Here is a 14,099-nt window from a genome sequence, read left to right on the forward strand (position 1 = left end):
GATTCCTCAGTGGTCGTGCGAGGCACCGGACTTGCCGACGTCAGCCGCGATCAGATAACTGTTCTCGGTCACGTACTGCGCGCCAGGCTCCAGACCGCCGAGCACCTCGACCCACTCGCCATAGCGCTTGCCCAGCTCGAGCATACGAACCTCGTACGTATTCTCGACGCGTTCGAACACGACGGTGAAATCGCGGAACGGCTGCAGCCCCGAGGTCTTCACCGCGAGCGGAACGTCGTGGTTGGCGACTGCCACCTGTGCGGTCACAAAGCTGCCGACCAGCAATTCCCCTCGCGAGTTATCCAGCGTGACGCGCGCGGTGACCATTTGATTGGCGCCGGCTTGCACGTCGATGCGATCGACGCGACCGGTCAAGGTCACGTCGGAATCGTTGGCCTTGACCGTCACCGTCGCCCCCGGCCGAACCCGCGCACGGTCCCGCTGAAAGACACCGAGCTCGGCCCACACCACACTGGGATCGACGATGGCAAACAGCACGCGCTCGGCGGTTTGCTCTCCTTCATTGGCACTGCGCTCGGTGATGACACCGGCGATCGGTGCCGTGACCGTGTAGGTCTGCAGGCTTTCGTTACTTTCGATCACCGCCAGCGCGTCGCCGACGCGCACCGGATCGCCCAGACGCTTGCTTACCGAACGAATGATTCCAGGAAAGCGCGCGCTGACATCGCGACGATGCGACTGCGCCGCCACGATGCGCCCGTACAGCGACACCGATTCCACCAATGTCGCCGGCCCGGCAGGCTCCACTTTGATTCCCGCCGCATCGGCGATTTCACTGGCGATGGTGGTGCGCCCCTCGAAGCTGTCGAAGGACCACTGATGAGCTTGCCCGCTATAGGACGCCGTGACATTGACGCTGAAGGAATGCGGTTCATGGACCACTCCGCTGCCGCGCAGATAGCCGGCGTGCGGTGTGAAGGTGAACCGGTCGATCTTGTTACCGAGCCGATGCAGCTCGACTCTCACGTCGACGCTATCGAGCGGCACGGCTTTGCCGTCGAGCGTCGGCCACGCGTGATATTCCGGCGGAACGCCCGACTCGAAAATGGCCAGCTCGATCGCGAACGGCCCATCCTTCAGCAGGCGGCCGTTGTTGGGCCCTTTGACGACCTGTTCGGCAGCATGCGCCTCATGCTCGCTATTCGCCGCAGGCGGTTGCTCGCGTGCTCCGCAGCCCGCGAGCAGCAGTGCGGCGATCACTAGAAATGGTTTGTTCATGGCTTTACTCATGGCTGAAAGCGACCGCTCAGGGCGGCAGCGGTCAATCGTTCTATTTCGATGCGAAAGCGGTGCACGTTCGCGGCCGCTTCCAACAGCGCGCGACGTTGCTCGAGCAGCTCGCGTTGCGCCGCCACCCATTCGATATATCCATACCGCCCGCGCTCATACGCATAGCGCGACTGCTCTACCGCCGTTTCCATGCGCGGCAGAACGTCGTTGCGCAGGACCTCCGTCTCTGAGTGTGCGTGGCGAAGTTCCTGATAGAGCGCAAACAACTCAGCATCCAATTGCACGCGCAGCGCCTCTTGCCTGGCATCGACTCGAGCCGCTTGAGCGCGCGCCGTCGCGATCGCACCCTCCGTTTGAGCGCGCGCCGGCAGCGGCACAGTGAGGCCGACGACGAGCGCGTGATCGCTTTGGTCTTCAAAGCGGCGGATGCCGGCCGTAACTTGCCAAGGCGGTCGTCGCGTGGTTTCCGCCAGCCGCAACTCCGCTTCACGCAGCCGGCGTTCGGACAGAAGCATTTCAAATTGTGGATTGCGTTCGAGGCGCTCGACGAAAGTCTCGTACGCTTCGAGCCGCGGCAGATTCAGTAGCGCCCCTTCGACGGAGCCAAACTCGAACTGCCGCGCTCCCCACAGTGCGGCCAGGCGGCGCTTCGCCGTGGCGAGTTGATGCTCGACATGCTCGTGTTCGAGGCGGAGCTTCGCAATCTGAGCGTAGGCGCGTGCCTCTTCGGCCTCTGGCGACTTGGCCGCCTTCACTCGGACTTGCACGGCCGACAATGTTTCTTGTGCCAGCTGCACCGAGCGATTCACCTCCGCCAGCTCTTCCTGACTGGCGAGAATCGCGAGATATCGACGTGCTGCTTCGGCCGCGACGTCGAGGCGACGCACCGTCGTCTCCACATCGAGCAACTGACCGCCGGCCAGCGCCGCATCCACCCGGCGCTGGCGTGCTCCATGCTCTATCAGGAAGCCCAGACTGAGCGTGGTTTCAGCGGAATCGAAACCGCGGCGCGCTCCCGTGCCCAGCGCGTTCTCGACCAACAGACTCACTTCGGGACTGGGACGTGCGCCCGCCTGCCGGACGCGCCCCAGCTGCGCCTCCAGCTCGTACCCAAACGCCTTCAAATCCGGATTGTTTTGCAGGCTGCGAATGATCGCGTCCTGCAGGCCGAGCGCCGACTGCGAAAACGCCGTGAGCGGCACGCCGCAGGAAAGCGACGCACACACGCAGGCCGCCAGCGCCTTGCGGGCAAATGAAGAAAACATTGCAAACTCCATCCGTGCGCACGCGGCGCACTGCTAGAAACGCGGTGTCGTTATCAGCGGATGGAGAAAACGGGAGGACCGCGCAGCGGCGGTCGCCAATGGCCACGCCGGGAGGCGCGCTCGGGATCGGAGGAAGGGGGTGAGAAGACAGCAACGCGCGGTCGTGCCACCAGGAAGGCGATCGCAACCAAGCAAGCCAACGGGATCCAGTTCGACCAGGACATGGACTGGAATGTGTTCTGCGCGCTCAGCGAACCTTGCAGGTCGACGATTTGCTCGGCGGCACCAGGCGCGCTGTCAGAGTGCGGATGAGAATGGGGCTCGAGGTCGTGGCTATGGCCGGAATGCACAGCCGTGCTCAACGAAGCCGCGGAACTGATGTGCGCATGACTGGTATCGAACGGCATCAGCAGGACGCTGAGGTTCAATAGCAGACACAGAATGACGAGGGAACGGCGCACGCCGGGAGTCTAACCCGGGCGCCAGACGCGTGGAAGGCCAGAACTTTTCGCCGTATGCTCCGCCGATGCGTCTGCTGCTCGTCGAAGACGAAGAGAAAACCCGGACCTACCTGTGCAAGGGACTCAAGGAGGCCGGGTTCGTCGTGGACTCCGCCGACGACGGCGTGGGCGGCGCGCACCTGATGGAGACGCAGGAGTATGACCTGCTGATTCTGGATGTGATGCTGCCAGGCAGAGATGGCTGGTCGCTGGTCAGCCAGCTGCGGGCGTCTGGAAAACGCACGCCGGTGCTGTTTCTAACGGCTCGCGATCAGACCGAGGACCTGGTCAAGGGGCTGGAGCTGGGCGCGGACGACTATGTCGTCAAACCGTTCGTCTATGCGGAGCTGCTGGCCCGCGTGCGCGCCCTCACCCGCCGGGCTCAAAGCAGAGAGCCGGATACGCTGCGGGTCGCGGATCTCGAGCTGGACTTTCACAAACACAGAGCGACCCGCGCCGGCCGCCTGCTCGACCTCACACCGAAGGAATTTCTGCTGCTCGCACTGTTGATGCGCCGTCAGGGCGAGGTGCTCAGCCGGACACTGATTGCCTCACAAGTCTGGGACATCAACTTCGATAGCGACCTGAACCTGGTGGACGTCTCCGTCGGCCGGCTGCGGCGCAAAGTCGATGGCGACTCGCAGCTCAAGCTCATCCACACTGTGCGCGGTGTCGGCTTCGTCCTCGAAGCGCGTTGACTACTGCTTCTTGATGAAGCTCTCCGCCCGGTCGAATCTGCTCGACTCGATCGAGAACAGATCCAGGATCGTATCGAACACCGCGGGCTGACCGTACTCGTCGCGCTCGACGACGGAGATCGGCACCGACGATTTGACGATCAACGGAATCTGCGCCTGCTCGTCGGGCAACTTCATGCCGGGCGGCATGCCATGAAACATCACGCCGTTCTCCAGCAACGATTCGCCGTGATCGGACAGATAGATGAGCAGATAGGGCACGCGCGACTGCTCCAGCGTCTGAATCACCTGCCCCAGCACGTGGTCGACGTAAAGAATGGTGTTGTCGTATGAGTTGTAGATCTGCTCGGTGGTGCACTTGCCCGCGACGTCGGCGTCCTCGCACATGGGCTTGAACTGCTGGAACTCCGGTGGATGCCGGTCGCTGTAGACCGGCCCATGACTACCGCCGCCCAGATGCAGGACGATGAATCGGTAGCCGGACTGGTAATTGGCGACATTGCTCTGGAGCAGCGGAATCACATCTTCGTCGTAACATTTGCCGCCGTGACCGCAATTTGTCACCTTGGTTTCTCCGACCGATGCGCAATTGTCGTAGAGCGTGTAGTTCACGTAGCACACGGTCGGGATGCCGGCTTTGGCGACCACCGTCGTAAGCTTGATGTCGTCCTTGGTCAGGATCTTCGGCAGCGCATAGAGCGTTGAAGCTCGCGTCGCGATGCCGTCGAGCAGATGCAACCCCGGCGTCTTCTCCAGCACGGGCGTGGTGTTCTTGCGCGTGTAGCCGTAAACACTGAAGTTCTTTTTCCGCGAAGACTCGCCGACCGCCAGCACCACCACGAGGTCATCGGGCGCCGTCACGCGCGCATCGATCTGCACCTCTTTTTCGCTGCGCTTGAAATGAGGTTTGATCGCCTTGGACGTCGCGTTGATGGAACTGGAAATGACGTTGACCGGCACCAGCGAGTAAACGATGTATTTATTCGAGACATTGCCGGCCCGAAGAATGGCGTTGTACTCGACGTACAGGCAGGCCAGGGCCAGCAGGAACGTCACGCCGAACAGTTTCAGCGAACCCAGCAGGTAGCGACCCGAGGCCTGAAACTCCACGTCCACCCACAGGATGATGGCTATCGGCACCACCATCAGGAACAGGACGTACGGGATCATCTGCGCCGACAGGAGTTGGCGCACTTCCGTGGCATCGGTGTGCACGGTGTTCTGGACCATGGAGCTGTCGATGGCGACACCGTACTTCGCGATGAAGTAAGTGACCGCGGCGCTCAGGACGGTCAGCACGATCGCGAACGGCTTGAGCGTCCAGCGATGGGCCAGCAGCGTGAAGAACGCGATGAACAGACACAGCCCGGCGACCAGATAGGCGCTCAGTGCCGAGTAGTCGATGCCGTCGCCCTGACGGAACCAGCGCGACAGGCTGTCGATGTTGATCGCGTTACAGACCGCATACAGCAGCAGGGAAAACGCCACCAGGAACCGGGTATGCGACGTTCGCAGTCGCGCTCTGGAATTTAACAAAGTCGGCTCGCTCGGCTACCGCTGCAAACGGGTGGGCGATTGTAGCGGCAACTTTTCGTTGGCGTGCAATCGGTGATGCACCGCGATTGGTTTTTCTCCAGCTCGCGTCTTACAGCCAATGTCGCTGCCGGCCCAGCGTTGGTCGGGCGGTTCGTCGTGCTTGCGGGGGCGCTTTTCTCGATGCAGTACCTCAAGTTGAATCGTAGCCGGATCATTCTGGCCTGCTTCGCGGCATCGGCCTCGCTGCTGATGGTGTTTCCGCAGATCGATCTCTCCATCTCGCGACTGTTTTTCGACCGGGGTTTCCCGTTCGCCGACCATTGGTGGAACCAGCTCATGCACGCGAGCATGGGCTACGTCCTCTGTCTCTCCTTGACTACAGTGGTCACAGTGTATGTTTGCAACAAGTTGTGGAAGCGCAACGTGTGGCAGCTGGACGGGAAAAAGATCGCGTACCTGTTCCTGGTCCTGCTGCTCGGTGCCGGGCTGATCGTCAACCTGGTGCTCAAGGACAATTTCGGCCGGGCGCGACCCAGAAATGTCGTGGAGTTCGGCGGCACCAGGCTCTACACAGCGCCTTTCATCGTCAGCGACGAGTGCGGCAAGAACTGTTCGTTCTCATCGGGCGAGGCCGCCGGCGGATTTTTCTTTCTGGCGCTGGCCCGGGCGCTGAGCCGACGACGCGCTGTGCTGGCCGCGGCATTCGGCTTTGGCGCGATGGCATCGTTGTGCCGTATCGCCAGCGGCGCGCACTTCTTCTCCGATACGGTCGCCTCCTTCTTTGTGATGCTGATCGTCGCGGACGTTCTGTACTACTACCTGCTGTCGCCGGAACGGGAACGGGTGGCGCCGAGACCGCTCGCCTTGCCCAGACCGCAGGTCGAAATCCCATGAGGTACACTCACATGTAAATGCCCGATGCCCCTGCCAAGAATGCTGAGGGATCCAGCACGTGGTCGATTGCCGCGCGCATCACGGCGCTCATCACGGTGTCCGGCTTCGGCCTGCTGCTGGCTGGTGGCTTGTTTCTCTATTGGACCTTGGCGCGGAGCCTCGACGACGAGACCGCGCGCTTTCTGGCCGACAAAGTCTTCGTGCTCAGAGCGATCATTCACGATCGACCGCACGACATGGCCGCATTCGACGAGGAAACCCGACTGGAGGGAGCCGCCCGGCGTTTCAGTCGTTACTACGTGCGCGTGCTGGACGAACAGCGACAGTTGATCGTCGAAACGCCCGACATGAGCAAGCTCATCGCGCCGGCCGCATTCGCCGCCGAAGTGGCGGTCCCCGAGGAGATGCGCGAGATCGAGGTGGGCACTCAGTCGCTCGCCCTGATGACCACGAGCGCGCCGACCACCGATGGCAGATCCTGGCAGGTGCAAATCGCGCTCGACGTCTCCAATAAAGAAGCGTTGCTCGAGCGTTATCGACGCAATCTGCTCCTCGTACTCCTGACGGGCCTGGCGACGTCCGCGCTCGGCGGCTACGCGATTGCGCGTCGGGGGCTTGCGCCGCTCGATTCAATCACCCGCGCCGCTCGTGCCATCAGTGCCACGAACCTGGACCATCGCGTCAGCAGTCAGGCCTGGCCGAAAGAGTTGACCGCCCTCGCCGGCGCCTTCGACCAGATGCTGGAGCGTCTCGAAGACTCGTTCCGGCGTCTGTCGCAATTCTCGGCGGATATCGCGCACGAGCTGCGCACGCCGGTGACGAATTTCCTGACCGAGTCGCAGGTGACGCTGTCGCAGCCGCGCTCGCTGGAAGAATATCGGCAGGTGCTCGAATCCGGCATCGAGGAATTCGCCAGCCTGGCGCGCATGATCGACTCCCTGCTGTTCCTGGCACGCGCCGATCAGGTCGACGGACGGCTGGAGCGGGTCGAGCTCGACGCCGCCAGGGAAGTCGGCAACGTCATCGAGTTTCATCGCGCCAACGCCGAAGAAAATGGCGTGACCCTCGCCTGCGAAGGCAATGCCCCGCTCTATGCCAACTCTCTGCTGTTCCAGCGGGCGATCAGCAATCTGCTGAGCAATGCCGTCCGTCACACGCCCGCAGCCGGACGAGTCACGGTCGGAATCGCAACCGCCGATGGCGGCTCGACCAGCATCTGTGTCCGCGACACGGGCTCCGGCATCGCTGCCGAACACCTGCCCCATCTGTTCGATCGCTTCTATCGCGCCGACGCCTCTCGCAGCCAGCGAACGGGCGGATTCGGATTGGGCCTCGCGCTGGTCCAATCCATCATGACGTTGCACGGTGGCGCGGCTCGTCTGGTGAGTGAAATCGGCAAAGGCACGGCCATCACCCTCACCTTTCCCGGCAAACCCGATCTCTGACAACTTCGTCAAAGTTTCGTCAGAGTTGTGTTACTGCCGCGCTGGCACTATGGGGCGATGTACCCGATGCCGCTCCGTCGCGCCTCGATCCTCGCGGCAAGCCTGTTGACGCTCACAGCCTGTACCCACTTCGAACCTCGACCGCTGCAACCGGAGACCATCGCTGAGAAGTACCACACGCTCAGCTTGAATGACGATGACCTGCGGGCGTTTCTGCAGACCGCCGCCCCGCAGCTCGCCGAACCCTGGCCGCGACCGTCGTGGGATCTGTCGGCTCTGACGCTCGCTGCATTCCACTTCAATAGCGATCTTCAGCTGGCACGCGCCGAGTGGCAAACAGCCGAAGCGACAGTGGCTTCTGCAGCGATGCGGACCAACCCCTCGCTCACCGTGACGCCCACTTACAACGTCGATGCGCAGAGTGGCACGTCGCCCTGGCTACCCGGCGTATCCCTGGATATTCCGATCGAGACGGCCGGCAAGCGTCGTCTTCGAATCAGTAAAGCCCGGCATCTTGCGGAAGCGGCACGGCTGAATTTCATCGGTGCCGCCTGGCAGGTTCGGAGTGAATTGCGATCGGCATTGATCGAGCTGACCGCCGCGCAACGCCGCTTCGCGTTGTTACAAGAGCAACTGAGCGTGCAGCAACGTATCACAGACCTCCTGCAGCAGCGGTTCGAGCTCGGTGCGGCATCGGCCGCCGACCTCTCGCCTGCCCGACTCGCCACAACCCGTCTGCAGCTCGACCTCGCCGAAGCAGAGCGGCAACAGAAGGATGCTCAAAGCAATCTCGCGCGTGCGCTTGGTGTGCCGTTACATGCGCTTACCGGCGTGCCGTTGAACTTCGCTCTCGATCCGGCCCCCGCTCTCGATGTGGCACAGTCACGTCGGCTCGCGCTTCAACATCGAGCCGATATTGCCGCCGGGCTCGCCGAGTACGCGGCGAGCGAGGCCGATCTGCAGACGGAGATCGCCAAACAATATCCCGATATCCATCTGGGACCGGCGTACGAGTGGGATCAAGGGGAGAGCAAATGGAGCCTGGGGCTCGGCTTGGAGCTGCCCTTGAATCGTAATCGAGGCGGCATCGCCCAGGCGGAAGCGCGACGCGACGAAAGCGCGGCTCGCTTTCGTGCGCTCGAAACAGGCGTCATTGCGCAGATCGATCAGGTCAATGCCACTCACCGTCTCACGAGAGATCAACTGGCGCGAGCACGCACGCTTCACGAGGCACTCGCAAACGATATCGCTCGCCAGGACCTGCGCCTGCGCGCCGGCGATATCGATCAACTGGAATATCAAACGTCGAAGCTCGAAGCCGCGGTCAGCGCCGTGGCGGTTCTCGACATCGAAACTCGAGCGGCACAGGCCGCCGGCGAGCTGGAAGATGCGCTTCAACAGCCGCTCGCCGCAATCGATGCACTCCAATGAAAAACACCTGGGCGGCTTTGGCAGGCGGGATACTCATCGGCGCTCTGGCGGTGTGGGGGCTCGCTCACTTCAACGCGGAAGAACTGCAGCAGCCGGATGACGATGAAGCAACCGGGAACAACTCCACTCCCGGCGTCGTGCAGCTGGATCGGGAACGGCAGACCCAGGCCGGAATCGTCCTGGCCGACCTCGAACCTCGCGAGGTCGCGCAGGAGGTGAAAGGCTACGGGCGCGTCGTCGACACTCAGCCGCTGCTCGATATGCTCGCCGAACTGCGCTCCGCCCAGGCCTCGCTCGAAGCGTCGACCAAAGAATACGAACGCGTACAGGCGCTGCACGCGAACGATCAAAACGCGTCGGCACGCACGGTGGAGACTGCGTCGGTCACGGTGAAGCGCGATCAGATTCAAGTAGAGACGATTCGCAGCAGGCTCGGCAGTGCCTGGGGTGCAGCGTTCATCAAAAGCGATGCGGCTCGGCTGGTGCAATCGCTATCGAGCCTGGACGCGGTGTTGATCCAGGTGGACCTCGCGGCCGGCGAGTCGCTGCAGTCGTCGCCCGCCGCTGCACGCATCGAGTCTCCTTTCGATTCCACACGCTCCGCGGAGGCGCGATTTCTAGGTCGGGCGACGATGGCATCCGCACAGACGCCCGGCCAGGGTTTCCTGTTTCTGCTCCAGCCCAACTCGTTCGAGCTGCGGCCCGGGATGGGCATCGTTGCCTTTCTCACACTCGAAGGACCGCGACTGCGCGGCGTGCTAGTACCGCGCTCCGCCATCGTTCGTCACCAGGGACAGCCCTGGGTGTACGTGCAAACGGCCGATCGCACTTTCGAACGCAAACCCGTCCTGCTGGAACATGCCTTCGATGACGGCTGGTTCCTCGAGGCCAGTGTCGCGCCTTCAGGTCGCGTCGCCGTCAACGGCGCGCAGACTCTGCTCTCCGAAGAGCTTCGATCTCAGATTCATCTGGCGGACTGAGCATGCTCCGTCGCATCGTCGCGCTGTGTGTCCGCTGCCGCGTTCTGGTCGTGGCCACTGCCCTGCTGCTGGCGGCCTACGGCCTGTTCATCGCTCAGCGCGCGAAGCTCGACGTCTTTCCGGAGTTCGCGCCACCGCAAATCGTCGTGCAAACGGAAGCACCGGGCTTGTCCGCCGAAGCGGTCGAGACGCTGGTGACGCGCCCGATCGAGTACAGCCTGAATGGCACGCCCGCGCTGGAGAACATCTACTCGCAATCCATCCAGGGACTCTCGGTCGTCACGCTGGTTTTCGAAGACGACGCCGACATCTATCGAGTGCGCCAGCTGACCGCCGAACGTCTCGCGCAGCTCGGCAGCACCCTTCCCACCGGCGTTCACACGCCTGCCATGGGCGCGCTCGCATCGTCCACCAGCATGGTGCTGTCGATCGGCCTCACCTCCGAACATCACTCGCCGATGGAACTGCGCACGATGGCCGACTGGACCGTGCGACAGCGATTGCTCGGCGTTCCTGGCGTCGCACGCGTGGAGACATTCGGCGGCGAGATCCGGCAATTGCAGATCCAGCTCCTGCCGGATCGCATGATGCTGTATGGATTGTCGATCGATGAGGTCGTCGCGGCCGCGAGCAGATCCACTGGCGTCCGAGGCGCTGGGTTCATCGAGACCGACAATCAACGCATCACGCTACGCACTGAAGGACAGTCCCTCTCCGCGGCCGCCCTGGCCGAAGCCGTGGTTGCACAACATGGCACCACGAGCGTGCGACTGCGCGACGTCGCGAACGTCGTCGATGGGCCTGAGCCGAAGATCGGCGATGCGCTGGTCATGGGCCAGCCCGGCGTCATCATGAACATCCATGGCCAGTACGGCGCGAACACGCGGGATGTGACGATTGCGGTCGAAGCGGCGCTTGCCCAGCTGCGGCCGATTCTGAACGCCGAACGAGTCACGCTGCATCCGGCGCTGTTCCGCCCCGCCAATTTCATCGAGACTTCGATTCGCAACATCACCACCGCGCTGTTGATCGGCGGCGCGCTGGTGATCGTGGTGCTGCTGTTCTTCCTGGCCAATCTTCGCAGCGCCTTCATCGCGATTGCCACGATCCCCCTGTCCCTGCTGATGGCACTGGTGGCCTACGAGCATTTCGGCGCATCGATCAACACCATCACGATCGGTGGCTTTGCCATCGCCATCGGCGAAGTCGTCGACGATGCCATCATCGGGCTGGAAAACGTATGGCGACGCCTGCGCGAGAACCGGGCGAGCGCCGAGCCGAAGCCATTCGATACTGTGGTCATCGATGCGACGCTCGAAGTACGCAGCCCCATCGTGTATGCGACCTTCATCGTCGTCGCCGTGTTCTGGCCCGTGCTCATGATGTCGGGCATCAACGGCAGACTGTTCGCGCCGCTGGCCGTGTCGTTCGTCCTGGCCGCCATCGCTTCGCTCATCGTCGCGATCACGTTGACGCCGGCGCTGTGCAGCCTGCTGCTCGCGAATACGGATGCGCGGGAGCCCGGCTATATCGAACGATTGAAACACTGGCACCGACGCGTTCTGGAGCGGATCGACCGGCGCCCCCGACTCATCATCGGCGGCACTGCCGTCGTATGCCTCGCTGCCTTGTGCGCACTGCCCTTCATGGGCGGAGAGTTCCTGCCGGAGTTCAAGGAAGGTCATTACGTTCTGCGAGTGATGACCGCTCCAGGAACTTCGGTCGACGCGGGGCTCCACTTGGGTGGGCGGATCACGCAGGAGCTGTTGCAGAACCCGCACATACAATCGGTATCCCAACAGCTCGGGCGCGCCGAACAGGGTGAAGACACGGCGGGCCCTGAGTTCAGCGAATTTCACATCGAGCTGAAGCGGCTCTCCGGCGAGGACGAGGAACAGGTCCAGGAGGAGATCCGGGCGGCGCTGAAAACGTTTCCCGGCATCAGCTTTGCCGTCACGCCGTTCCTGGAAGAACGCATCGAAGAGATTCTCACCGGCGGCCGCGGCGAGCTGGTGATCAATATCTTCGGCGAAGACCTCGACGTTCTGGACCGCGTCGCTCAGCAAATCAGGAATGTCGTGGCTACGGTGCCGGGCGCGGCCGACGTACTGTCGCAAACCCAAGCCGGCGCGCCCGAACTCGAAGTCATCTTGCGCCCGGATCGTCTGCGCCAATACGGATTCGCACCGTTGGAGGTGCTCGAAGCCATCCAATTCGCTTACCAAGGCGTCGTGGTGGCGCAGACCAACGATAACAACCGGGTGTTCGAGGTAGCGGTCATCCTCGAACCTGGCAGTCGCCGGGATCCGGAGGCGATTGGCGGAATGTCGATACGGAACGCCGCTGGCACGACGCTGCCTCTGCGGGAGCTGGCGAACATCGAAAACACGTCAGGCCGCTACGTGATCATGCACGAGGGCACGCAACGGCGTCAGCAGGTCACTTCAGACGTCGTTGGCCGCGACTCGAGCTCGTTCGCGCAGGCCGTTCAGGAGAAGCTCCGTTCCGACATCGCGTTGCCACCGGATGTTTCGGTGGTCGTCGGCGGCGCGGAGCAAGCCCGGGTGACGGCGCAGAACGAATTGCTGTTGCATTCCGCGTTCGTGGTGATCGTGATCGTCATGCTTCTGTCGATGGTGTTCGCCAACCGGCGCAACCTGCTGCTCGTGATGGCCAACATTCCGTTTGCATTGGCCGGCGGCGTGCTCATCCTGCTGCTCACCGGCGGCGCGCTGTCGATCGGCGCCATGGTCGGCTTCATCTCGCTGTTCGGCATCAGCATGCGCAATTCCATCCTCATGATCTCCCACTACGAGGAACTGGTGACTCGTGAAGGCAGACCCTGGGGCCTGGCGACCGCCCTGCAGGGCGCGAGCGAACGCCTCGTGCCCATCGTCATGACCGCATTGGTCGTCGCCCTCGGCCTGCTGCCCATCGCGGTCGGCAGCGAAGAGGCCGGCAAGGAAATCGAAGGCCCGATGGCCATCGTCATCCTGGGCGGTCTGGTGACCAGCATGCTGTTGAACCTGCTGGTCCTGCCGGCGCTGGCCGTCCGGTTCGGACGGTTCGAGCTTCAGAAGGCTTCGTCGAACGCAACCTCGCCCTGAACGCCCACTTGATACGCCGACACGCGGCGTTCGAAGAAGTTGGTCAGCTCCTGCACATCCTGCAGTTCCATGAACGCGAAGGGATTGCGCACGTTGTAACGCGTCGGCAGATGCAGCACCCGCAAGCGCTGATCGGCAACGTATTCGAGGTACTGCCGCATCTCGCGACGAGTCAGACCGACGACTCCGCCCGACAGCACATCCTCAGCGAACGCAGCCTCGCACTCGACCGCTTCCTCGATCATGGCCTGCACCTGCCGCGCCCAGGAAGCGTCGAAAAGATGTGGCTCTTCCCGGCGCACGGTGTTGATGACTTCGAATGCGAACGCCATGTGCGCACTCTCGTCACGGAACACCCAGTTCGTGCCGGCGGCCAAGCCGGGCAGCAGTCCGCGGGAGCGCAGAAAATAGACGTAGGCGAACGCACCGAAGAAGAACAAGCCCTCGATGCAGCTGGCAAAGCACGTCAGATTCAGCAGGAAACGACGCTTGTCGTCATCGCTCGCGATCCGCTGCAGGCCGAACACCTCATCGGTCCACTTCTGACAGAACTCGGCCTTGCGCCGGATCGACGGAATGTTCTCGATGGCGGCGAACGCCTGCGCGCGCCGTTGCTGATCCGGAACGTAGTTGTCGAGCAGCGTGAGATAGAACTGGATGTGCAGCGCCTCCTCGAACAGCTGGCGCGACAGATACATGCGCGCCTCGGGCGAATTGATGTGCCGGTACAGGCTGATGACCAGGTTGTTGGAGACGATCGAATCGCCGGTGGCGAAGAACGCCACCAGCCGCTCGATCAGATGCCGGTCGGCCGGCGTCATTCGCTGCGACAGATGACTCAGATCGATCTGGAAGTCGATCTCCTCGACCGTCCAGGTGTTCTTGATCGCAGCCCGGTACATTTCGTAGAAGCGCGGATGGCGCATCGGACGCAAGGTCAGATCGAAGCCCGAATCCAGCAACGAAGCCCGGCGTGAAGTCGAAGTCATGAC

10 protein-coding genes are annotated in these 14,099 nt (G+C 62.7%); 6 read left to right on the top strand and 4 right to left on the bottom strand.

The features are described from left to right. Nucleotides 1–6 precede the first annotated feature (6 nt). Both EKO19_RS01065 and EKO19_RS01070 read right to left on the bottom strand, forming a co-directional pair. Nucleotides 7–1,239: an efflux RND transporter periplasmic adaptor subunit gene (locus tag EKO19_RS01065; RefSeq protein ID WP_129774563.1), complete on the bottom strand. Its 1,233-nt coding sequence runs from the start codon at nt 1,237–1,239 to the stop codon at nt 7–9. Between the two features lie 8 nt (nt 1,240–1,247). Beyond that, nucleotides 1,248–2,516: a TolC family protein gene (locus tag EKO19_RS01070; protein WP_175596917.1), complete on the bottom strand. Its 1,269-nt coding sequence runs from the start codon at nt 2,514–2,516 to the stop codon at nt 1,248–1,250. 526 nt (nt 2,517–3,042) lie between these two features. Here EKO19_RS01070 and EKO19_RS01075 point away from each other — a divergent pair. Then, nucleotides 3,043–3,714, top strand: coding sequence for a heavy metal response regulator transcription factor (locus tag EKO19_RS01075; RefSeq protein WP_129774565.1), 672 nt, complete (start codon nt 3,043–3,045; stop codon nt 3,712–3,714). Here EKO19_RS01075 and EKO19_RS01080 read toward each other — a convergent pair whose 3' ends face one another. Further along, nucleotides 3,715–5,250: a phosphoethanolamine transferase gene (locus EKO19_RS01080; protein WP_129774566.1), complete on the bottom strand. Its 1,536-nt coding sequence runs from the start codon at nt 5,248–5,250 to the stop codon at nt 3,715–3,717. It abuts the gene before it with no gap. A 180-nt stretch (nt 5,251–5,430) separates the two neighbouring features. Here EKO19_RS01080 and EKO19_RS01085 point away from each other — a divergent pair, with 180 nt between their 5' ends. The 5 genes from EKO19_RS01085 (at nt 5,431) to EKO19_RS01105 (ending at nt 13,107) form a co-directional block, all read left to right on the top strand. Further along, nucleotides 5,431–6,144: a phosphatase PAP2 family protein gene (locus EKO19_RS01085; protein ID WP_157995052.1), complete on the top strand. Its 714-nt coding sequence runs from the start codon at nt 5,431–5,433 to the stop codon at nt 6,142–6,144. Nucleotides 6,145–6,161: 17 nt separating this feature from the next. Continuing rightward, a complete protein-coding gene (locus tag EKO19_RS01090; RefSeq protein WP_129774568.1) occupies nt 6,162–7,589 on the top strand; it encodes a heavy metal sensor histidine kinase in 1,428 nt (475 codons plus the stop codon). A 66-nt stretch (nt 7,590–7,655) separates the two neighbouring features. Next, on the top strand, nt 7,656–9,020 hold the full coding sequence (locus EKO19_RS01095; protein WP_175596918.1) for a TolC family protein: 1,365 nt from the start codon (nt 7,656–7,658) through the stop codon (nt 9,018–9,020). Further along, a complete protein-coding gene (locus EKO19_RS01100) occupies nt 9,017–10,000 on the top strand; it encodes an efflux RND transporter periplasmic adaptor subunit (RefSeq protein ID WP_129774570.1) in 984 nt (327 codons plus the stop codon). The genes EKO19_RS01095 and EKO19_RS01100 overlap by 4 nt, the downstream gene beginning before the upstream one ends. A 2-nt stretch (nt 10,001–10,002) precedes the next feature. Further along, complete coding sequence (locus EKO19_RS01105) at nt 10,003–13,107, top strand: efflux RND transporter permease subunit (RefSeq protein WP_129774571.1); 3,105 nt, start codon at nt 10,003–10,005, stop codon at nt 13,105–13,107. On the opposite strand, the gene EKO19_RS01110 is transcribed toward EKO19_RS01105, so the two are convergent. After that, nucleotides 13,074–14,096: a ribonucleotide-diphosphate reductase subunit beta gene (locus EKO19_RS01110; RefSeq protein ID WP_129774572.1), complete on the bottom strand. Its 1,023-nt coding sequence runs from the start codon at nt 14,094–14,096 to the stop codon at nt 13,074–13,076. The two genes, EKO19_RS01105 and EKO19_RS01110, sit on opposite strands and share 34 nt — an antisense overlap. Nucleotides 14,097–14,099: the final 3 nt, after the last annotated feature.

The sequence above is a fragment of the Peristeroidobacter soli genome (assembly GCF_004138485.1).
GTDB lineage: Bacteria > Pseudomonadota > Gammaproteobacteria > Steroidobacterales > Steroidobacteraceae > Steroidobacter > Steroidobacter soli.